Annotated in this window: 19 protein-coding genes and 1 pseudogene; 2 read left to right on the top strand and 18 right to left on the bottom strand. The window is 62.0% G+C overall.

Going from position 1 to position 21,664, the window contains the following annotated elements; genetic code table 11:
• On the top strand, window positions 1-885 hold an 885-nt coding region (gene trmFO / locus VN623_RS07735), incomplete at its 5' end, for a methylenetetrahydrofolate--tRNA-(uracil(54)-C(5))-methyltransferase (FADH(2)-oxidizing) TrmFO (protein WP_325569774.1).
• Here trmFO and VN623_RS07730 read toward each other — a convergent pair.
• From VN623_RS07730 to yajC, 6 genes are all read right to left on the bottom strand, one after another.
• Window positions 882-3,257: a hypothetical protein gene (locus tag VN623_RS07730; protein ID WP_325569772.1), complete on the bottom strand. Its 2,376-nt coding sequence runs from the start codon at window positions 3,255-3,257 to the stop codon at window positions 882-884. The genes trmFO and VN623_RS07730 overlap by 4 nt on opposite strands.
• 75 nt (window positions 3,258-3,332) lie before the next feature.
• A complete protein-coding gene (locus VN623_RS07725; protein WP_325569770.1) occupies window positions 3,333-4,169 on the bottom strand; it encodes a squalene/phytoene synthase family protein in 837 nt (278 codons plus the stop codon).
• A 22-nt stretch (window positions 4,170-4,191) separates the two neighbouring features.
• Window positions 4,192-4,569 (bottom strand): Mth938-like domain-containing protein, encoded by a 378-nt coding sequence (locus VN623_RS07720; protein ID WP_325569768.1) that lies wholly within the window; start codon window positions 4,567-4,569, stop codon window positions 4,192-4,194.
• A 21-nt stretch (window positions 4,570-4,590) separates the two neighbouring features.
• Window positions 4,591-5,565: a protein translocase subunit SecF gene (gene secF, locus VN623_RS07715; RefSeq protein ID WP_414653183.1), complete on the bottom strand. Its 975-nt coding sequence runs from the start codon at window positions 5,563-5,565 to the stop codon at window positions 4,591-4,593.
• 12 nt (window positions 5,566-5,577) lie between these two features.
• Complete coding sequence (secD, locus tag VN623_RS07710; protein ID WP_325569766.1) at window positions 5,578-7,194, bottom strand: protein translocase subunit SecD; 1,617 nt, start codon at window positions 7,192-7,194, stop codon at window positions 5,578-5,580.
• 90 nt (window positions 7,195-7,284) lie between these two features.
• Window positions 7,285-7,620 (bottom strand): preprotein translocase subunit YajC, encoded by a 336-nt coding sequence (gene yajC / locus VN623_RS07705; protein WP_325569764.1) that lies wholly within the window; start codon window positions 7,618-7,620, stop codon window positions 7,285-7,287.
• 208 nt (window positions 7,621-7,828) lie between these two features.
• Between yajC and VN623_RS07700 the strand changes: the two genes are divergently transcribed.
• On the top strand, window positions 7,829-8,692 hold the full coding sequence (locus tag VN623_RS07700; RefSeq protein ID WP_325569762.1) for an ATP-binding protein: 864 nt from the start codon (window positions 7,829-7,831) through the stop codon (window positions 8,690-8,692).
• Window positions 8,693-8,930: 238 nt separating this feature from the next.
• Here VN623_RS07700 and VN623_RS07695 read toward each other — a convergent pair whose 3' ends face one another.
• From VN623_RS07695 to VN623_RS07640, 12 genes and pseudogenes are all read right to left on the bottom strand, one after another.
• Window positions 8,931-10,448, bottom strand: coding sequence for a peptidoglycan DD-metalloendopeptidase family protein (locus VN623_RS07695; protein ID WP_325569760.1), 1,518 nt, complete (start codon window positions 10,446-10,448; stop codon window positions 8,931-8,933).
• 289 nt (window positions 10,449-10,737) lie between these two features.
• Window positions 10,738-11,502 (bottom strand): 5'/3'-nucleotidase SurE, encoded by a 765-nt coding sequence (surE, locus tag VN623_RS07690; RefSeq protein WP_325569758.1) that lies wholly within the window; start codon window positions 11,500-11,502, stop codon window positions 10,738-10,740.
• Window positions 11,502-12,794 (bottom strand): serine--tRNA ligase, encoded by a 1,293-nt coding sequence (gene serS, locus VN623_RS07685; RefSeq protein WP_325569756.1) that lies wholly within the window; start codon window positions 12,792-12,794, stop codon window positions 11,502-11,504. The genes surE and serS overlap by 1 nt, the downstream gene beginning before the upstream one ends.
• Window positions 12,795-12,929: 135 nt before the next feature.
• The gene (gene tatC / locus VN623_RS07680; RefSeq protein ID WP_325569754.1) at window positions 12,930-13,757 is read right to left on the bottom strand and encodes a twin-arginine translocase subunit TatC; all 828 of its coding nucleotides are present in this window, start codon (window positions 13,755-13,757) and stop codon (window positions 12,930-12,932) included.
• Window positions 13,758-13,760: 3 nt separating this feature from the next.
• Entirely contained in the window at window positions 13,761-14,129 is a 369-nt protein-coding gene (tatB, locus tag VN623_RS07675) for a Sec-independent protein translocase protein TatB (RefSeq protein ID WP_325569752.1), read from the bottom strand.
• A 52-nt stretch (window positions 14,130-14,181) separates the two neighbouring features.
• A complete protein-coding gene (locus tag VN623_RS07670; RefSeq protein ID WP_325569750.1) occupies window positions 14,182-14,391 on the bottom strand; it encodes a twin-arginine translocase TatA/TatE family subunit in 210 nt (69 codons plus the stop codon).
• Between the two features lie 219 nt (window positions 14,392-14,610).
• Window positions 14,611-15,492 (bottom strand): SMC-Scp complex subunit ScpB, encoded by an 882-nt coding sequence (scpB, locus tag VN623_RS07665; RefSeq protein ID WP_325569748.1) that lies wholly within the window; start codon window positions 15,490-15,492, stop codon window positions 14,611-14,613.
• A 40-nt stretch (window positions 15,493-15,532) separates the two neighbouring features.
• Entirely contained in the window at window positions 15,533-16,369 is an 837-nt protein-coding gene (locus tag VN623_RS07660; protein ID WP_325569746.1) for a ScpA family protein, read from the bottom strand.
• Between the two features lie 66 nt (window positions 16,370-16,435).
• Window positions 16,436-17,458: a beta-N-acetylhexosaminidase gene (gene nagZ / locus VN623_RS07655; RefSeq protein ID WP_325569744.1), complete on the bottom strand. Its 1,023-nt coding sequence runs from the start codon at window positions 17,456-17,458 to the stop codon at window positions 16,436-16,438.
• A gap of 87 nt (window positions 17,459-17,545) precedes the next feature.
• The gene (locus VN623_RS07650; protein ID WP_325569742.1) at window positions 17,546-19,264 is read right to left on the bottom strand and encodes an SPOR domain-containing protein; all 1,719 of its coding nucleotides are present in this window, start codon (window positions 19,262-19,264) and stop codon (window positions 17,546-17,548) included.
• 61 nt (window positions 19,265-19,325) lie between these two features.
• Window positions 19,326-21,083 carry an arginine--tRNA ligase gene (gene argS, locus VN623_RS07645; protein ID WP_325569740.1) on the bottom strand — a complete coding sequence of 586 codons (1,758 nt, stop codon included), beginning with the start codon at window positions 21,081-21,083 and terminating at the stop codon, window positions 19,326-19,328.
• A 77-nt stretch (window positions 21,084-21,160) separates the two neighbouring features.
• Window positions 21,161-21,664, bottom strand: a pseudogene (locus VN623_RS07640) (deoxyguanosinetriphosphate triphosphohydrolase); the annotation flags it as partial.

Here is a 21,664-nt window from a genome sequence, read left to right as displayed (position 1 = left end):
CAATCGCGCTACGACAAGGCCGGACCTGCCGGCACCGGCGCCGACTATCTGAATTGCCCGATGTCAAAACCCGAATACGATGCCTTCATCGACGCGCTTCTCGCGGGCGACAAGACGTCTTTCAAGGAGTGGGAGGCATCGACGCCCTATTTCGACGGCTGCCTGCCGATCGAGGTGATGGCGGAGCGTGGGCGCGAGACGCTGCGCTTTGGTCCGATGAAGCCGGTCGGACTGGACGATCCCCGCACGGGCCGTTGGCCCTATGCCGTCGTGCAGCTTCGCCAGGACAACGCACTCGGCACGCTTTGGAATATGGTCGGCTTCCAAACGAAGTTGAAGCACGCCGAGCAAGTCCGCATTTTCCGGACGATCCCCGGTCTCGAAAGCGCCGAGTTCGCGCGCCTCGGTGGTCTTCATAGAAACACCTACATCAATTCGCCAAAGCTGCTTGACGCGTCGCTGCGTCTCAAAGCTCTGCCGCGCCTGCGGTTCGCGGGACAGATCACCGGCGTCGAAGGCTATGTCGAAAGCGCCGCGATCGGCCTGCTTGCCGGCCGCTTCGCTTCGGCCGATGCGTTGGACCGCGCAAGCCCTGCGCCGCCCGCAACGACCGCACTCGGCGCGCTGCTCAATCACATCACCGGCGGACATCTCATCGCCGACGACGGCGAGCGCGCGAGTGCCCGGTCGTTCCAGCCAATGAACATCAACTACGGTTTGATTCCCGATCTCGACGTTGCGCCGACGCACGACAAGGACGGCAAGCGGCTGAAAGGGCCCGAGCGCGGCCGTGAAAAAAAGCGCACCATGTCACGCCGCGCACTTACCGATCTTGCAAGTTGGCTCGGCGACGATGCCATGCCCGTCATCAAACGATCGGCTTAGCGAACCTGGGTATTTGAAGCATCGGGCGCCTGCCCGGTCGCAGGCGCAAACGGCCGAACGACTGCGTTATCGTCGTCAGGTGATGTCGGTGGGGGCGTCGGTGGCGGAGTGTCCGGCACCTGTCCGGCCGCGGGCGCGAGCGGCGTAACGCTGACGCCACCCTCATCGCGCGGCACTGTCAGAACTGACTTCGCCTCCGGGATCTGGCGCTCCGGTTGAGCGGGCGGTTGGGAAGCGGCTGGCGCCGGTTCCACCGCGGGCGCAAGCGGAGAAACGACAGGGCTCGCGGCATCGCGCGGGACCGTCAAAACCGATTTCGCGTCAGGAACCGGGCCGTTCGACGCGGCAGCTGGTTGCGAAGGGACGGACGCCTGACCCGCTGACGGCGAGAGCGGTGACAACCCCGGGCTCGTGGCGTCGTGCGGCACCGTCAGCACAGATTTCACGTCGGGAATTTGGCGGTCCGGCTCGGCGACGGGCGGCGGCGGAGTATCGTCATCGGCGGTTGCCGAAACGTCATCCGGGCCTTGGCCGTATTTCGCGAGCACCGCGCGTGCCTTGTTGACGACGGCATCGGCGATCGCGGCCTCACCCTCGGCCGTCGGGTGGAATGCTCCCGAATAGGTCGCCGCCAATACGAGTTGGAATGGCGCGAAGGGCTCGATCTTCAAGACTTTCGTCAACAATCCCGCCGCGACATGGAAGTTTCCCGTCATGAACGCGTCGTTGGGCGTGCGGAACCAGCGCTGGCGCGATGCATAGGGTTGATAATCCGCCGGGTTGTACGGCTTCCAAACCCCATCGATCTTGCGCGGCAGACGAAGGTCGTCGACCTGGCTGACGCCCGCAACACTCAAGCCGGCGCAAATACCGCGCCCGATGAAAGACCGCCGATGCGTCTCGACAAAGCTCCAGCCGAAGTCCTCTGCGCTATCGCGCATTAGACGGTTCAGCTTGTCGGCAAACCAGACGCCGAGCCTAACCTTGCTGCCGCTCAACTGGAAATCGGGCACCACTTCCATGCCGGCCTTGCCGTCCGCGCACGTCTCGCTACCGTCGCCCTCGAGCGCCAGCCCCGGATAGGCGACGAGAAGAATGCGATCGCTCTGCTCCCACGGCATATAGAGGATGTTGTGCAGCGCGCGATTGAGCGACTTGTAACGCGCGCCGAGATGCCCGAGCTCTCGTGAAGCCTCAGCCTCGCCGTGAACCTCGCCAAACCAGCCGCCGAGTTCGCGCAGCAGCGAGTCGTTCGACAGCACGGCATTCGCGAGAAGCCGTGAAAAGCCGATGTCGTTGCCGCCGATCGACAACAGCACAAGATCGATCTTGCGCGCCTCCTCGAGCGGACATTTGCGCAGTACGAGGCCCTTCAATTCGGGTATCTGGCCATTGATGTGATAGGCCTCGGGAAGATCCAACGCGTCTGTTTTGTGCGACCCGCATTGGGCTTCCGCGACCGCTGAAATCTGCGAATATCGCGGCGGATTGGGCACCCATTCGTTGCCCTTGTAGCGAAGGAACAGGCCGTCGGTAACTTCGGCACCCGCACACGACACGCCGACGAATGTCACGGCGCGATGCGGATCTTCGATTGCAAGCTGAAGGGCCGTCCGCATCTGCTCGGAATAAAGCGAGCGATGACACGCCTGATCCAGCCAACGGGCATTTTCCTTGATGAACTGCTTGTCGCCGATATTCCGCCAGGGGCCGATGCGAGCCGGGTAGCCGTCGAGATCATTATAAATTCCCGTCGTGCTGTAGTCGGAGGATCGCTCTCGCGAGAACTTGACCGAAACGTCCGGATTGCCTTCGCCCGACGCGAAGCTGTCGCCCATGCCGGCGATCAGAATGTCGCGGACCTTGACGTCGGCCTTGGCAACCTCAAGCCCGCCGATCTCGACGCTGATGGTCATGCCGCTTGGGTATGGAACGACGAAACGGGCACGCTCGCTGCACGGCTGCGTGACGGCATCTCCGCGCGGCTGTTCGGCGTTGCGTGGCGCAGTGAGCCACGTGCACGTCAGCGTCGAGGCATCGTCGACGCCCGTGACCTCGGCGAACACGGCATGGCTTGTCGGGTTGATGTAGTCTTCGTAGGCGTCGCATTTGAAGCGATTGTCGGTCCAGCACGTCTTGCGGTACATCGTTGCGGCCCAGCCGTAGGCTTGCCGGCTTTGTAGGGCACGTTCAGCATAGAGAACCGGGCTCGATCGTTCGGATGGCCCGAGCGCGCGATACGTTGCGCGGTGCGCTTCGGTATCGCTCGGGTCGGTGAAAAAACGGAAGGGATTTTCGACCTGCCACGCGATCATCGCTGCAGCCTGAGCGTGGCCGGGCACAAAAATACCGGCGCTCGCCAAAGCCAGCATGAACAGCATCCCTGCCGCGGTTGCCCGCGGCGCCCTTGGCGAGCCAGATATCATCTGCCCTCTTTGCTTTGGCCGTCAGAGGCGTCCCGTCCAATGCACGCGTGCGATGCGCGATAGACGGGCGAGCGGCGCAATCTCTACCAGATCGCGAGTCGGCTCGTGCCGAGGTCTCTGCAAAGCGCGAAAATAGGGCCCGACAAGGGCAAGTGGCAGCAATGCCGTGATAAAAGCCTGCGGCTTCTCCGCGAGATGTCGACGCACAACGGCCATCGCTTCGGCCGCTTCCGCCGCGAGCCACGCGATTGGCGGATGCCAGTCCGCCGGAGATTCGAACGGATTCGGGGACCGCGTCACAGGTAGCGGTGATCGTCCGTGCATCAGCGAGTACGGCAATTCGAGGCCGATGCGCGCCATACCGGCTGCACGAGCGGCGGCGTCGAGGACCTCGTTGGCGCGCTCATCGACAGCCACACCCAGGATCTTAGCTGCCAGCGCCAGCGGCGTACCGTCGATGGCCCGAAGCCGACGGTTTAGTGCTCCATCGTCGGCAGGTGCATCGGAATAAAGTGCCTCCGCATGGGCGTTCAAGAAATCTTCGATCCTCTCGGACGATAAGGCGTGGCGCTTGACGACAGCGGCGAACACATCGAGCATAGGATTTCCCGAGGCGGCGCCGTGCTCGGCTGCCAGCAATGCGTCACGCCACCATGCGATGCGAATTTCACCGACCGCCGGCTCGCTGACCTGCCTGCCGATGCGCGCGATCTCGCCGCTGAACGCGGCCAACGCCATCAGATCATCGCGAACGGCGGCAGGCGCGAAGAGCGCGGCGTAGTACCTGTCGAGCGCATTGAGGCGGGCGCTGGAGCGAACGGCTTGGAGATTGGCGATCTGTTGCTCGGTCTCGGTCACACGCTGCTCCGTGCGCGAGGCTTCACAACACGGCTATCAGCGCCGCCGCGATCCGGCGCTTCTCCGCAATCAGGATGTTGTAGGTGCGAGCCGCAGCTCCTGTCGACATCGGCTCAAGTCCGATGCCGGATTTGGCGAAGGCCGCGTAAATCTCGGGGCGCGGCCAGACTTGGTTGACGCCCGTCCCTAAAAGTACGGTGATCGGCGTTTCGAGCGCACTCAGAAGAAAATCGAAATCCTCCGAACGGAGCTCGTCTGCGGACGCGACGTTCCAAGCGTAGATGCCGCTCGGCAGACAGAGTATCGATCCCTTATGGCTCATATCGGCGAACCGGAAGCCGCCATTGCCGTACGCCGCAATAGCGGTCTCGTAAGGATAGTGTCCTTCCAACTCCGCCATAGCGGCTCACCCGACGGCGCATCACGCCTTGGCTTTGGTCTTCGCCGCCGCCACGCCTTTTGCAGCCGCATCGCTCCAATCGCGCTTGACGCCGAAGTAGCCCAAGAGCGGTGCCGCGATGAAAATCGATGAATACGTGCCGATGACCACACCCAAGAGCATCGCGAAGTTGAAATTGCGGATCACCTCACCGCCAAAAATGTAGAGCGAGATGAGCACTGCGATTGCGGTCACGCCCGTCAGGATCGTACGCGATAAGGTCTCGTTGATCGACAGATTGAGAAGCTCGTTCAGATCCATTTTTTTGAACTTGCGCAAATTTTCGCGAATGCGGTCGGACACGACGACCGTATCGTTCACCGAATAGCCGAGAATGGTCAGAAGCGCGGCGACCGTCGACAGATCGAATTCAAACTGAAACAGCGAAAAAATTCCGGCCGTCACGAGGACGTCATGCGTCAGCGCCACGACCGCGCCAACGGCAAACTGCCATTCGAAGCGAAACCACACGTACGCGACGATTGCCAGAATGCCTGCGGCGATGGCGACAAAGCCGGTCATGCGCAATTCGCTCGAGACAGCCGGACCGACCACCTCGACGCGCCGTTGCGTGAAGCGGGCTTGCGTCGCGTCGCTGACCTTCTTCAGCGCCGCTTGCTGAGGCTTCTCGCCGCCCGGTTGCTCCTCCAGCCGAATGAGAACATTCGATGGGGGCCCAAATTGCTGGATTTGAACGTTGCCAAGGCCGAGCCCGTTGAGCTGCTCGCGTAGCGCTGCGACATCGGCGTCGCCGCTTTTCGACTGCAATTCGATCAGCGAACCGCCCTTGAAGTCGACGCCGTAGTTGAGTCCCATCGTCATGCACAACGCCAGCGATATCGCCATCGCAATGAGCGAAGCCCCAATCGCCAATCCTTTGTAACGCATGAACGGTAGACGCAGGTCGTGCGGAAAAAAGTCGATGCCCTTGAAGACCGGAATTAATCTCATCAGCACGCGGGTGGTCTCCTAAACCGGAACGGTCGTAATGCGGCCCTTGGGCTGGGCTTTGAGCCAATACCAGATCAACAGCCTTACGACCGTCACGGACGCGAAAATCGAAGTCATGATGCCAATCGTCAGCGTCACGGCGAAGCCGCGGATCGGCCCGGCCCCCAGCCAGAACATGATCAGCGCGCAGGCGAGCGTCGTGAGCTGGCTATCGGCGATGGTGACGAAGGCGCGCTGGAATCCGGCATCGATAGCGGCGACCGGAGTTTTGCCGACGCGGAGCTCTTCCCGAATGCGCTCGTAGATCAGAACGTTCGCATCGACGGCCATCGCGACACCGAGCACGAGACCGGCGATGCCGGGAAGCGTCAGAGTCGAGCCGATTAGCGTCATCAAGGCGAGCGTCAGTATCAAATGCACCACGAGGCCCAAGCAGGCAAAAATGCCGAACGTGCCGTAGGCGAGGACCGTAAGACAAATAACGGCGATACCCCCGATAATACCGGCGCGCTCACCGTCTGCGATCGAATCGGCTCCGAGTGACGGCCCGACGGTCCGCTCCTCGACGATCGTGAGTTTCGCCGGCAAAGACCCGGAGCGCAGCTGAACGGCGAGCCTGTTCGTGCTTTCAACCGTGAAGCTGCCGGAGATCTGACCCGATCCGCCGAGAATTGGTTCGCGAATGACCGGTGCCGACAATACCTTGTCGTCGAGAACGATCGCAAACGGCCGCCCGACGTTGTCCTTCGTAAAGTTCGCAAATCTCCTGGCGCCAACCTGGTTGAAGCGGAAATTGATGACGGGCTCGTTCGTGCGACTATCGAAGCCCGGCTGCGCATCGGCGAGGTCCGCTCCCTGTACGATGGGCGTCTCGCGCAACAGATATTCGCCCCCCTCACCCTTGTCGCCAGGGTAGATCTTGTACCCCGGTGGTATTGCTGTGAGCTTGGCATCTTCCGGCGAGAGCGAGGGGTGCACCTCATGGAAAGTGAGTTTGGCGGTTTCGCCGATGAGCTGCTTCAGCTCTTTGGTATCCTTGAGACCGGGAAACTGAATGAGGATGCGGTCAGTGCCCTGGCGGACGATTGTCGATTCCGATGTGCCGAGGTTGTTGACGCGCCGGTTCACCGTTTCGATCGAAGATGCGGCGGCACCCGAAATGCGTTGCTTTAGGCCTGCGTCGGTCACCTTGACGATGATTGTTCCCGCGTCAGGCCCTTCATTGACGTCGACGTCGTAGCTTCCGCCCCCAAGCATGACATTACCGACCGGCTGCCTGATCTTGCGTAGCTCCTTCAATGCCTCGTCACGATCCTCGGGCTTGGCGAGCTTGATGACGAGCTGCGTTCCCTGCGCGCCGATACCGGTGACCCCGATCTTGGCGGTTCTCAGGATCTTGCGCGATTCATCGCGCAGATTATTCATCCAGTCCTTCTTGATCTCCTCTTGGTCCATCTCGAGAAGGAGATGGGCGCCGCCCTGAAGATCAAGGCCGAGCCGCAGCTGCTGTTTCGGCATGAATGACGGCCAAGAGGCCACGGTTTCCTTCGAGAAGAAGTTCGGCAGCGCCACTAGAAAACCTGCAAGGCAGGTCAGCAGAATGACGACGATCTTCAAGCGAGTGAAATGCAGCATTGGTACAGGGTCTCGAGTTTCGTTGAGGCGGGGTTAGCAAACGCCGCGTGATGCCATGACGCTCATTCTCGCACGTCAGCGTGCTCTAAATCACGTTGCGTCTTTGACAGGTTCGCCTTTCGAGCGCACATCCATCAGCGTGCTCTTGACGATCCGCACCCTGAGATTATCGGCCAGCTCGACCTCGATGTCCTCGCTGGTTTCGGATGCCTTGAGCACCTTGCCCACCATGCCGCCCGAGGTGATGACTGTGTCGCCGCGCCGCACAGCGTTCACCCGATCGCGAAGCTCCTTGGCACGCTGCGATTGCGGCCGAATAAGGAAGAAATAAAAGATCACGAGCATCAGCAGCATGGGGATCAGCAGACCGCCAAGCGAGTCCATCGGGTTGCCGGCAGTCTGAGCAAAGGCGGGAGTCGTGAACATTGGACAAGGGAATCCTTCGTGTGCGATTGAAAACAGCGCCCCTGCTCCGAGCCCCGTGGCCTCAGAGGAAGCGCCCTCAAATTCGGGCGGACTATAGTGTCCGGTGGCCCTTTTGCAACCTCGCAAAGCTTGAAGCTTTGACGTTGGCATTGCAAGACGCAGCGATTAAAGACGCTGTTCCCGATACATAGCCATACGGACCTCTCTTATGAGTGACAGCGACGCGTTGAAGCCGGTTCTCGATCGGATCGCCGAGGCCCTCGACCGCATGAGCCCGCGCCCGCCGCGAACGGCCGACTTCAGTTCGGCCGAGGCTTTCGTCTGGCAAACAGACGGCCAGAGCTTCGAGCCGGTCGCGAAAGTCAACCGCGTGCCGCTGGCCCTGCTGAAGGGGATCGACAGGACGGCCGCCATCCTGCTCGACAACACGCGCCGGTTCGCTGCTGGACTCCCCGCCAACAACGCTCTCCTCTGGGGCGCGCGTGGGATGGGAAAATCGAGTCTGGTGAAAGCGGCGCACGCCGACGCGCGTTCCAAGGCTGCCGGGCTGAAGCTGATTGAAATCCACCGCGAGGAGATTTCGTCGCTGCCGAAGTGCCTGACCTACCTCAAGACCGCACCCTTCCGGTTTATTGTTTTTTGCGACGATCTCTCGTTCGACCACGATGACACGAGCTACAAATCGTTGAAGGCCGTGCTCGAGGGCGGCATCGAGGGCCGGCCGAAGAACGTCATTTTCTACGCGACGTCGAACCGGCGCCACTTGATGCCGCGCGAAATGATCGAGAATGAGCGCTCGACGGCGATCAACCCGGCCGAGGCGACGGAAGAGAAGGTATCTCTGTCCGACCGCTTCGGCCTCTGGCTCGGCTTTCACAACGCCAGCCAGGATGATTATCTGGCGATGGTCCGCGCCTATGTCGAGCACTTCGGGTTGAAGATCGACGACGCCGAACTGGTGCGCGATGCGCTCGAATGGTCGACGACTCGCGGCGCTCGCTCAGGCCGCGTCGCCTGGCAGTACACGCAGGATCTCGCGGGACGTTTGCAGAAGACCACAGATCAGCTCTGAGTTTGTAGCGATCAATGGCGCTGCACGTCCTGTCATCCCGTCCGGAGCGTAGTGAAGAGCCGGGACCCAGACGGTCATCGTCCGAGAAATGCGCCCGCGCTTGGCGCCCGGCTCGCCGAAGGCGGTAGCCAAGCGCCAACGAAAAGCTCCAACGAAAAAGAGCCGGATCGCGCGATCCGGCCCTAGTCTTCCCTCATTGCCAGCGCGGCATCGTTTTGCCCCGCGCCAGAGGTGTGCGTCAGAGTTTTTCGAGATACGGTACCGGATCGACCGGCTTCGAACCCTGTCGCAATTCGAAATGCACCTGCGGCTGGTCGACCGAACCGGTTTTACCGGCCTTGGCGATGACCTGTCCGCGCTTGATCTTGTCGCCGCGCTTCACGAGCAGCTCGTCGTTGTGTGCGTAGGCGGTGACCCAGCCATTGTCGTGGCGTAGAAGCACAAGATTGCCGTAGCCCTTCAGCTCGCTTCCGGCGTAGGCCACGACGCCATCTTCGGCGGCATGAACTTCGGTCCCGAGTGGCACGGAAACATTGATGCCGTCATTGTGCGTTCCGTCGGGACGACCGCCGAAGCCGGCAATGACTTTGCCGCTCGCCGGCCAGCGCAGCTTGACGCTCTCGGCGACATCCGGCACGCCCGTCGGAGCAGCCATCGCAACCTTTTCTTTCGGCTGCGCGGGTTGCGCGGCAGGCTGCGTCGGCTGCGAGGCAGGCTGCCCTTCAGGCATCGCATCGGTCGCTCTGTCGGAGAGCGACGCGACGCGGCGCTCGCTGTTGATGACGGTCGGCTGCGTCGTCGTCGCCTGCCCGTACCTTTGCGGTTCGGACGACGCGGCGTTCGGCGGCGTGGGCGGCAGCGCAGCCGGCAACGCCGGCCGGTTGCTGGCAACGTTCGGCGTCGAGGCTTCGCCCGGCACCTTCAGCACGAAACCCGGCTTCACCTTGGTTGGATCGGTAATGCCGTTGACGCGCTGAAGCTCGGAGAACAAGACCTTGTGGGCGCGGGCGACGCCGTAGAGCGAATCCCCGGGCCTCATCGTATACGAGCCGTTGTAGCGCGCAGCGACTTCGGGCGACGCCGGTGCCAGCGGGACAGCCGCGGGCGTAGCGGATTCAACAGCCCTCTCGGCGGCGACGCTGCGCGTTGGAGCGCTTTCGCTGCCCGGCAGATAGAGCTTCTGACCAAGCTTCAGGCTCGGTGCGCTGAGGCTATTGACCGACATCAATTCGGCGACCGAAACATGATGGCGTTTCGAGATGCTGTAGAGCGTGTCGCCCTGCTGCACTTCGATCATTTCGCCCTTGGCCGGCGGCACTGCCGCCTGCTGGCGATAGGACGGAGCCGGCTGTTGCCGCGTCCGTTCGAATGATTTCGCCTGATATGATGGCGGCTGATATGCGGGCGCCCTGTACGACGGAGCCGGAGCTGCCGGCGGCGTATACCGAGGCGGCGGATAGGAAGCTGACGGATCGGGAAGTGCCGCGACCTCAACCGAAGAAGCGCCGGCGCCGTAAGGCCCACGCGGCGTCGATCCGACGACGGGGTCCATATAGCCCGAACGCACCGGCTCGGACGGTATAGGAGCCGCGCTTGCGGTCTCGGGCGGATCGTTAAGGTTGAACGACGCGCTATCGAAGCGCGTAACGTCAGCGCTGCAGCCTCCAAGAACGAGGCCAGCACATGCTAGGGAAATGGCTCCAGCGGACTTGAGGCTTAATCGTCCGCGCCGGCCAACGCTAAAACAACTCATCATGGTACGCACCTCTACTCGCACCATCCATTAACCTTTAACCGGTTAACGGCAGGTAAATGATCCGCGCGAAGTGACCTCGATGCCCCGAGTTGCTTTTCTTCAAACATGCCGCTCGCTGGGCCCCGCCAGCGATTGAAGGAAGCGAAAAAATTTCGCCTGAGCCGACCCGGCAGCGTCGCCCAGGCTTATTGCATTAGATGAGAATTGCGCTCTATTCGCGGAAGTATTTCGGCTTTCCGGCGGCTTTTATTCGATTTGGGTTGTAGCTAAAGCGGGCGGGCGATGCCGTTCAACCGAGCCGGCTGGCGAGAGTTTTAGCAGCGCTTCGGTCGGTCAGATCGAGGTTGAGCGGCGTGACGGAAATTTTGTTTTCGGCGATCGCGGCAAGGTCCGTCCCTGGAACCAGCGTCGATAGCCGCCGCTCAAATCCGAACCAGAAATAGGGCGTGCCCCATGGATCTTCGCGACTGTCGATATTGAGCAATGCCTGGTCCCTGATGCCCTGAGACGCGATTGCTATGCCCCTCACCTGATCAGGCGGCGCATCGGGAAAGTTCACGTTGATGAGCGTGTTCGGATCCCATTTCTCTTCGAGTATTTTCTTTATCAACCCAGGCGCATGTGCGAGCGGCGTATCCCATATTGCGCGACGTTCGCCGTCTTCGAATCCAATCATCAGCGACAACGCGATCGAGCGAATGCCGAGAAGCGCCCCTTCCATCGCAGCGGCGACCGTGCCGGAATAGGTGATGTCCTCGGCGAGATTCGAGCCGTGGTTGACCCCCGAGAGAACGAGGTCGGGCGGCTGGTCTTTCAGGATGTGACGCACGGCCATGATGACGCTGTCGGTCGGCGTACCTGCGACCGCGTGCGTGCGTTCATCCAGCGTGCGGCATCTGAGCGGCGTATGCAGCGTCATTGAGTGCGACGTGCCCGACTGATTGGTTTCGGGCGCCACCGTCCACACGTCCGGCGATATGCCGAGTGCAATTGCCTTTAGGATTTCGAGGCCCTTGGCATTGATGCCGTCATCGTTGGTGATGAGAATACGCATCAGATTCCAGAATTTGCTCTTTCGATCACCGTCAGGCCGGCCATGTACGGGCGCAGCGCTTCAGGAATTGCGACAGTGCCATCGGCCTGTTGATAATTTTCGAGCACCGCAATCAGCGTCCGCCCGACGGCGAGGCCCGACCCGTTCAACGTGTGTACATGCACCGGCTTGCCGCCGTCCTTCGGGCGATAGCGCGCATCCATGCGCCGCGCCTGGAAATCACCACAAACAGAGCAGCTCGAAATCTCGCGATAGGCATTCTGTCCCGGCAGCCAAACCTCGATGTCGTAAGTTTTCTGCGACGCAAATCCCATGTCGCCGGTAGAGAGAAGCATCGTGCGAAACGGCAAACCAAGGCGCTTCAAAACCTCTTCAGCGCACGACGTCAAACGCTCGTGCTCATCGAGTGATTTGTCCGGCGTCGTGATCGACACGAGTTCGACCTTCGAGAACTGATGCTGGCGAATCATGCCGCGCGTATCCTTGCCGGCCGCACCCGCTTCGGATCGAAAGCACGGCGTCCACGCCGTCAACCGCATCGGCAGTTGCGCTTCCTCGATGATCGACTCGCGCACGAGGTTCGTCAGCGATATTTCCGCGGTCGGGATGAGCCAAAAATCATTCGTCGTCTTGAAAAGATCTTCGGCAAACTTCGGCAGATTGCCGGTGCCGTAAGCGGCTTGATCCTTGACCAGCAGAGGCGGGTTGACTTCCGTGTAACCAAACTCGCCCGTGTGCAGATCAAGCATGAAGCTGCCGATGGCGCGTTCGAGGCGTGCTAACGCCCCCTTCAGAACGACGAAGCGGGCGCCCGAAATCTTCTGCGCCGCCTCGAAGTCCATCAGACCCAATGCTTCGCCGATCTCGAAATGCTGCTTCGGTGCGAAATCAAACTTTCGCGGCGTGCCTATCTTGCGAGCCTCGACGTTGCTCTTTTCATCGGCTCCGTCCGGCACATCGGCGCGCGGCAGGTTCGGGATGACCTCGAGCGTCTCCCTGATCTCAGCATCGAGCTTGCGCTCGTCGTTCTCGCCCTTCGCAATCCGATCTTTGAGCTCGGCAACCTCACCCATCAGGTTCGACACCGTCGCGTCGTCTTTCGCCGCCTTAGCCTTGCCGATCTCTTTCGAGGCGGCATTGCGGCGCGACTGGGCATCCTGAAGAGCCGTCAGGCAGGCCCGGCGCTTGTCGTCGAGGGCTATGATTTCGGCCGCCTGCGCCTCGAGCCCGCGCCGCTTCAGGCCCTCGTCGAAAGCATCGGCGTTGTCTCTGATCCATTTGATGTCAAACACGGGGAGGGCCTCGATCGTGCTGGAGCGACTTTGCCCGCGTCTATAGGACGGCAAATCGCGGTGGTCCAGCCGAGGTGGCCACGAGTGTCCCATCTGATCAACAGTGAGCTGGCGATCAAAGGGAATAGCTCAAACTTAAGAGGCCGGCGTCGCCTTCGCCTGACGCTTCTCGACGAACTGCACCGCCAAGATAGAGACTTCGTAAAGTGCAATGGTCGGCAGCGCCATGATGACCATGCTCATCGCGTCAGGCGGCGTCAAAATTGCCGCCGACGCGAAAATTGCGACGATCGCGTAACGTCGACCATGTCTCAACGTCGTGGACGTCACGAACCCGGTGCGCGCCAACAGCGTTAAAATGACGGGCAGCTGGAAGACGATTCCGAAGCCGAAAATCAACGTCATGATCAGCGACAGATATTCGGAAACCTTCGGCAAAAGCTCGATCGTCGGCACGCCGTCGCCGGTCGTTTGCGTCAGTCCGATCGAGAAGCGGATCAGTACCGGCATCGCGATGAAATAGACAACCATCGCCCCGATTAGAAAAAGGATCGGCGTCGCGATCAGATACGGCAGGAAGGCCCGGCGTTCGTTCTTGTAGAGCCCGGGTGCCACGAACTTGTAAATCTGTGTCGCGACGACGGGAAACGACAGAAACGCCGCGCCGAACATCGCCAGCTTCACCTGCGTCATGATCTGCTCGAGAAAGTGCGTCGCGATCAGCCGCACATGGTCGTTGCCCGACGCCCACATGTAAGGCCACACCAGCACGTTGTAGATGTGGCCGGCGATCGAGAAGCAGACGAAAAACATCAGGACGAACGAGGCCAGCGCCCAGATCAGACGCGACCTGAGTTCGATCAGATGATCGAGCAGCGGTGCTTTGCTGGAATCGATTTCATCTTGTCCTTCGCGACTGGGCTCGTCCCCAGCCGGTTTGGAAGGCGGCAGCCGCTCCTGCATCGATCAGGGCTCCACGCGCGGCGGGGCAGGCATCGGCGGCATCGCAGCCGGTGCCGTCTCCGGCTCGGAGGGTTTCGTCGTCGATGCCTTTTCAATTTTCGTCGGCGTGGCCGCTTCCTCGAACGACGTCTTGGCGCTCATCACCTCGGCATTGATCGAAGTCTGCATGTGTTCGACCTCTTCGCGCATCGAGTCGAGCTCGGCCTCGCGCATCGCGGCGTCGAACTGCGCCTTGAACTCGTTGGCATGGCGGCGCACGACCGACGCGTAGCGTCCCAGCGTGCGCATAAAAACCGGCAGCTCTTTGGGACCGACAAAAACCAGCGTCACGATCCCGAGGATCAGAAGCTCGCTCCAGCTGATTTCAAACATAGAGTAACCTTGTCGAGATCAGCCGCGAGGCGTTGACGCGAGATAAATCCGCTCAGCCGACCTTCGTGCGATCGGGATTTGACGCCTCGTTGTCGATCGTACGTGGCGCGGGTTTCTCCGGCTCGTCGTCCTCGGCCATGCCCTTCTTGAAGCTCTTTATACCCTTTGCGACATCGCCCATCAGCTCGGAAATCTTGCCACGGCCAAAGAGCAGCAAGGCAATGATCAGAAGCAAAAGTATGTGTTGCGCGCTAAAACCCATTGAAACCTCTCGGCGGCAGCTGCCGCTACGCGGTATTTAAGGACTTTATCACAGAACCGCCAGGGGCGGGCAAGTTCGGTTGCTGGCAGCGTTATCGTCCTAAACCGCCGGAATTGTTGGTGTTCCGGACACGTCAGGTTGCATTAGCCCGATAGCTGGCGGCGCGGGAAGCGCCGCGTGTCTCGTCGCGAAATTAAGGGTCGGGCCGCAGAAGCCCTTTCAGCCCTCATCCTTGGGGGACTGGGCTGCATCTTTCGGCGCATCTTCCAATGGCTCCTCGCCGGCGTCGCCCTCGCTCTCATCATCCAACGGCAGATCGGCTTGCGCGGCTTCTTCGTCCTCCCCGTCCCCATCGTCGGTCAACGGCAATTCGTCTGGCATCAGCGCCGCCACGTCGGTCGGCGAAGGCACCGTGAAATTCGGCGGCAAATTGCCATCGAGAAGTCCTGCCGCCTTGAGATCGGCGAGGCCCGGCAAATCCTTGATATTGTCGAGGCCGAAATGGACCAGGAAGGTTTCCGTTGTGCCGTAGGTCAGTGGCCGGCCGGGCGCCCGTCGGCGCCCACGCGGGCGAATCCAGCCCGTCTCCATCAGAACGTCGAGCGTACCGGGCGACGTCGAAACGCCGCGAATTTCCTCGATTTCGGCGCGCGTCACCGGCTGGTGGTAGGCAATGATCGCCAATGTCTCATGCGCCGCTTTCGACAGCTTGCGCTCGTCCTTCTGCTGGCGTTCGAGGAGATATGATAGGTCTTCGGCCGTGCGGAACTGCCAGCGTCCGGCCACGCGTACGAGCACCACGCCGCGGTCCTTATAGTCGGACTGCAACTCGGCGAGCAGCGCGTTGATGTCATCCTCCGGCTCGAGACAACCGGCGAGCGCCTTGGCATCGAGCGGCTCGGCCGATGCAAAGAGCAGCGCTTCGAGACGCCGCAGCTTTTCGCGCAGGACGCTCTTCGACAAATGATCGACGGCAGCCTCCGGATCGCTCAACGGTAAGGGAGCCGCAGCGTAATGCACGGCTTCGCTATCGCCGTTCTCAGCAGTTGCATCTCTATCGCGCGCATTATTCGACACCAGCGTCAGTCTCGGCGGAACCATGACCTTTTCGAGCCCCCTTATAACGGCGTTTTCGGCCGCGCTAGCCGATCTTTTCCCACACCGCCCCTGCTTCACGTTTGCGCATGTAGATCGGCGCGAACGGCTCGTCCTGCCGGATCTCGATCAACCCTTCGCGCGCCATTTCGAGCGTCGCCCCGAAGGAACTTGCGAGCGCAGTGCGCTCCTCCTCGCCCCTGGGCAAATATTGCTCCAGGAAGAGATCGAGCTGAGCCCAATCGCCGGCCGTCGCCCCGACCAACCTTTCGAGGCGTTGCCGCGCCTCTTTGATTGACCATACGCGCCGCGCCTTGACCACGTGCACGTGGCGCACCGTGCGTTTGCGCTGGTCCGCGTAAGCCTTGAGCAGATCATAGACCGTCGCCGTGTACGTCGTATCGCGGCTGACTTTGATGGTCTCGGGCAGACCGCGTGCGAACACGTCCCTGTCGAGCCGCCGCCGCGTCATCAGCGTTGCGGCGGTGCCGCGCATCGCCTCGAGACGCATCAGACGGAATGCCAGGCGCTGTGCCAGCTCTTCCGCCGATGCCGTATCGACGTCGTCCTTGTCCTTTGGCAACAGCAGGCGCGATTTGAGATAGGCCAGCCACGCCGCCATCACCAGATAATCGGCTGCGATTTCAAGCCTCAGCTGCTGTGCTTGGGAGATGAAACCCAGATACTGCTCGACGAGCGCCAGAATTGAAATCTTGGCGATATCGACTTTCTGCGTGCGCGCCAGCGCCAGCAGCAGATCGAGCGGCCCCTCGAAGCCATCGATGTCGACGACGAAGGCTTCACCCGGTGCCGGCATGTTTTCAAAGCTCGGCGCGTCCCAGTCCGGCGCTGCCGTTTCGCTCTGAGCTGCGGTCTCGATCATAAGGTCTCGACTTGATTGCGTATGCGGCGTCCCGTCGCGGGTGCCGATCCCCGACAGTACACTGATTCAGACGATCGGAGTCGGCTCGCCCATGAGGCTCGCGAGAAGTTGCAGCGCCTCCGCCCTATCGTAGGCATCGCGACGCGTCGCGCAAGCCGAGGCCGCCGCGAAACGCTCCGCGGCGCGCCCCTGGAGCCTGGGAACACCGGCTGCAGCGGCGCGCATCTCCGCGAGATCGCCGTTGCAGTGGAGCGCCAGATCGGAGCCTGCGGCAATGACGGCCTCGGCTCGCGCCCGCATCGGCCCGCGCAAGGCCTTCATGCTGAGATCGTCGCTCATCAGCAGGCTGTCGAAGCCGATCTCGCCGCGGATCACTTCACGTGTCACATTCTCGGACGTGCTCGCCGGGTGTTCGGCGTCGACGGCCGAATAAACGACATGCGCCGTCATCGCTGCCGGCAAATGCGCCAGCGCCTTGAACGGAGCGAAGTCGGTCGCCGAAAGCTCTTTGCGCGACGCGGTGACGACCGGAAGGGCGAAGTGGCTGTCGGCGGTGGCGCGGCCATGACCCGGAATGTGCTTGATGACGGGCGCCACCCCACCGGCCATCAGGCCCTGTGCCACCGCTTCTGCGAGCACCACCACTTGGTCGACGTCTCGCCCGTAGGCGCGGTCACTGATGATCTCGTGTGCGCCTTCGACCGGCAGGTCGACGACGGGCGCGCAGTTCATCGTGATTCCGAACGTCTGGAGTTCTTCCGCGGTTAGACGCGCCACGGCGAAGGCCGCGCGCTTAGCTTTTTCCGCGTCGCTGGAAAAAAGTCCCGCATAAGCGGCGGCGGCAGGAAGATTACGCGCCACCGGCGGCTTCAGGCGCTGCACGCGCCCGCCTTCCTGATCAATCAAGACGAGGAAGTCCGTTCGGCCGACCGCTTCGCGAACTTCGGCGACGAGGCGCTTCAACTGCTCGGCCGCCACGACGTTGCGACGAAACAGAATCAGACCCGCAGGTCGAACCTCGCGGTAAAAGTGCCGTTCTTCATCCGTCAGAGTTAGGCCCGAGAGGCCGGTGATCAGAGCCGCGACCATGCAGGATAATTCGTTGCAATCGTCACAAAAGACAACCGGCCAGCGCGGGTGCGCCAGCCGGAACCGAGCAATACTTCGGATCTGACATCAGTACGACGTGACCCAGCAGCCGTTGTAACCCTCAGCCTTCAGGTGCACGCAAACCGCGCTCGCCTGCTCACGCGAACCGGGCGGGCCGACGATCAGCCGGTGATAGTTGCCCTTCGAGCCGAGATTGGCTTCCGCCACGTCGGGCGTTTTGCCGGCCAGAGCCGTGCTGTACTTCTGCTGCATATCTGCGAACCGCTTCAACGCGTCCATGCGGCTCGTCTCAGACCGCGGCACGGACGCCAGAACGGCCACAAAACCGGCACCGCCACCGGATGCCGTAATGGGCGCCGGCTCGGGATTGGCGTCGGTCGCCGTCGTCTCGGCACGGGCGACCCTCTTCGGCTTCTTGGCCGAAGGAGGTGCCGCCGCATCGTCGCGTTCCGCGATGCTTCCGGTCGTCGATGCCGCCGGCTTCGAACTGGTAGAATTGACTTTAGCAATCTTGACAGGCGTCACCTTCCGCGGCGGTTCGGGCGTATCGTCTGCGGTTACAGGTCTTGCCGAGGCGGATTCGTGATCATTCCCGGATGACGACGCGGCGGATGGTCCGCCGGCGTGCCCCTGCCCTCTATCGGCGCCGAAGACATCGACGAGGGCGGTGCCGGGCACGCCAGCGCCCGCGGTCGGTGGAGATTCCGAAACCGGTTCCGCCGGCGGTGGCTGTATCGAGCCGTCGCGGCCGACAACGAGAGTTGCGACCTTGCGCGCGCCGCCGTCATCCGCCGAGTCACTGGCCGAGTCAGCTGACGGTGCATCTGCGGCGGCGCTCGCGGAGGCGGGCGCTTCGGCGGCGGCAGCCGGCGACGTGCCGTCGCCCAGCCGGCCCATGATCTTCGTATCCGAGTAAGGGAATTGCTTGCCGCCGGCATCGGCGGGCTTGGTCTTCGAGGGCGCCGCTTCGCTCTTGATTACGGGCGGCTCGCCCTGAGATCCGCCACTGACGGCCAATTTTTTGTAGCCGTAGGCCATGCCTCCGCCGATCAGAACGGCGCCGATGAGCGCCGCCGCGATCATAAGCGGGCGGCGGCCGCGTGGCGCATAGTCGTCCTCGTAGTCGGCGTCTTCCTCGCCATAGGCTGGATCAAGTTCGCCGTTCTCGGGCTGCGCGAAGCCCAACTCGGCGCCACCCTGCTGGCTGTAGGGATCTTGCCCAAAGCCACCAATCTCTTGCTGAGGCGGCCAATCTCCGTGACCGAGGTCCGGTTCCTGATAGGGCCGCTCGAATGACCCCGCGCCATGAGCAAACTGCTGCATGGCCTGTGGGCCGGCATGACCGGGCGCAATCGGAGCGCCTGCGTCGAAGCCGCGCGGGTCGCTGCGCGGATCGGCACCGCGCTGAGACCACTGAGACGATTGCTGGGCGCCGTAAGCCGGCGCCGGCTGCTGATGGCCATAGGCCGGGCGTGTCGGAACGTACGGTTCGAATTGCGGCGCATACGGGTCCGCATGTCCCGCGGCATGGCCGCCGGTCTGCAACTCCCCCCAATGACCATAATCCGCCTGAGCATTAGGCGTCGGCGCGCCATAGCCCTGCTGCGCGAAGCCGCCCTGTTGGGGTTGCGCCGGCTGCTGTTGCCAGCCGTTCGCTTGCTGCGGCGGCTGCGCAGCTTGAGCCTGCGGGTGAACCCAAGAGGGCTGGCGCGGACGCTCCGGGTTTGTGGGGCGGGCAACTGGCCTCCCCGTGTTCGGCCCTGGAAAAGCGTTCTGCGAGGACATCGCGAAAACCCCCTAATACCGGCCGCTGGCACAGCCCGCGTCCGTTTGATGATTCGTGACTTTAACGCATCGCGTCGGGCGCCTCGACACCGAGGATCTCAAGACCCGCCTTTATCACCGACTTTGTCGCTGCAATCAGCGCCAAGCGCGCGGAAGTCACAACCCCGTCATTTGATTGAATAAATCTCAAATGTGGCGAATCGTTGCCGCGAGTCCACTGCCCATGCAGGCCGCTTGCGAGATCATAAAGATAGAACGCGAGGCGATGCGGCTCGTGCGCCGAAGCGGCGCCTTCGATGAGACGGGGAAAGGCAGCAAGCCGCTTGATCAGGTCGATCTCGCCGGGATCGACGAGCTTCGTGAGATCGGCATTTTGAAGCGTCGCGTCCGATACATCGAGGCCCGCGATCTGATCTACCGCGTTGCGCAAGACACTCGCGGCGCGGGCGTGGGCATACTGCACGTAGAAGACCGCGTTGTCTTTCGACTGCTCCGTCACCTTGGCGAAATCGAAATCGAGCGTCTCCTGGTTCTTCCGGTAGAGCATCATGAAGCGGACCGGATCGCGCCCCACCTCATCGACGACATCACGCAGTGTCACGAACGTGCCCGCCCGTTTCGACATCTTGTAGGGCTCGCCGGCTTTGAAGAGCCGCACGAGTTGTACGACCTTGACGTCTAAATCGGCGGCGCCGTCGGAAAGCGCTGCGACCGCCGCCTTCATCCGCGAAATGTAGCCGACGTGATCGGCCCCGAAGACGTTGATCAGGTGACGAAAGCCACGCTGCAACTTGTCGTAGTGGTAGGCGACGTCGCCAGCGAAATACGTGTAGCTGCCGTCCGACTTCTGGATGGCGCGATCTTCATCATCGCCGTAGGCCGTCGATTTGAAGAGCGTCTGAGAGCGATCTTCCCAATCGGCATCGTCGTGACCTTTGGGCTTCTCGAGCTTGCCCTCGTAGATCAGTCCCTTTTTTCTGAGTTCCTCGACGGCGGCTTTGATCTGATCCCTGCCACCTGAGGTCAAAGACGCTTCCGAAAAGAAAACGTCGTGACGGATGTTGAGCGCCGCGAGGTCGTCCTTGATCATGGCCATCATCTTTCCGATGGCAAATGAACGCACGATCGGCAGCCATTGCTCTTCCGGCATGTCGAGAAGTGCCCGGCCGTGCTCTTGTGCCAGGGCCTCGCCGACCGGCTTCAGGTAGTCGCCCGGATAAAACCCGTCGGGAATCGCGATCTCTTCGCCCAGCGCCTCGCGGTAGCGCAGGAATGTCGAGCGCGCCAGAACGTTGACCTGGCCGCCGGCATCGTTGATGTAATACTCGCGCGTGACGTCATAGCCCGCGAAGGTAAGAAGGTTCGCGAGCGCGTCGCCAAAAACGGCCCCGCGACAATGCCCGACGTGCATCGGTCCGGTCGGATTCGCCGACACGTACTCGACGTTGAGCTTGCCGCCGTTGCTCCCCGAGCCTGCACCATATTGCACACCGCTCTGCAGGATGGTGCGCACCAGATCGTGCCAGACGCCGGGCTTGAACGTGATGTTCAAAAACCCCGGCCCCGCGACCTCGACCTTGGCGACATCGGGATAGCATTCGAGCTTCTTCTTGAGCGCTTCGGCAATATCGCGCGGTTTCATTTTCGCGGACTTCGCCAGCACCAGCGCCGCGTTGACGGCGACATCGCCGTGGGTGGGATCGCGCGTCGGCTCGGCTTCGAACTTCGGCAGCGCCAAGTCGGCCGGCAGCACGCCCTCTGACTGCAAGCCCGCCAGCGCCGTTCGCGTCCGGGATTCTACTTCGGCGAAAATGTTCATGGAGGTCCTTCGTTTCGCGCCGGCGACTCTCCTTCGTCGAGCCGGGCGCCGGCGCGGGCGGGTGCTTTCGGTCGCGCTTAGCGCAAATCTGGCGTTGCCGCAAACAATCGCCGGTGCTCGGCGAGCGCGTAGCGATCGGTCTGGCCGGCAAGATAGTCGCAGACGAGGCGCGCCCGCCCGCGCGGATCGAGCTTTAGAAAAGCCTCGCGCCAGTCGTCCGGCAATAGAGCGGAACCCGCTTCGGAATTGTATCTGTCGAAGAGATCGCGGACGATCCGCTCGGCGTCCTCCATCACGTCCAAGATGCGCCTATTGTGATAGACGGTTTCGAACAGGAACGCTTTGAGGCGCGCCATGTCGCGGGCCATTGCCTCGGAAAACGCGACCGTGGCTTTGCCCGCGCCGCGAATATCGTCGGCCGAAGCCGGAGAAAGCCTGTCGAGCCGCCTGCGGCTTTCGTCGACGATATCCGTCACCATCGCCGTGATCATCCGCCGCGTGACTTCGTAGATGGCACGGCCCGGCTCGGCCCCGTGCGCCAGCGCTTCCACCTCACGCGCAATCGGACCCGCGAGCGGAAC

The sequence above is a fragment of the Hyphomicrobium sp. genome (assembly GCF_035572195.1).
Taxonomy (GTDB): Bacteria; Pseudomonadota; Alphaproteobacteria; order Rhizobiales; family Hyphomicrobiaceae; genus Hyphomicrobium_B.
The sequence above is the reverse complement of the archived record's forward strand: the minus strand, read 5'-3'. Positions and strand labels throughout refer to the sequence as shown.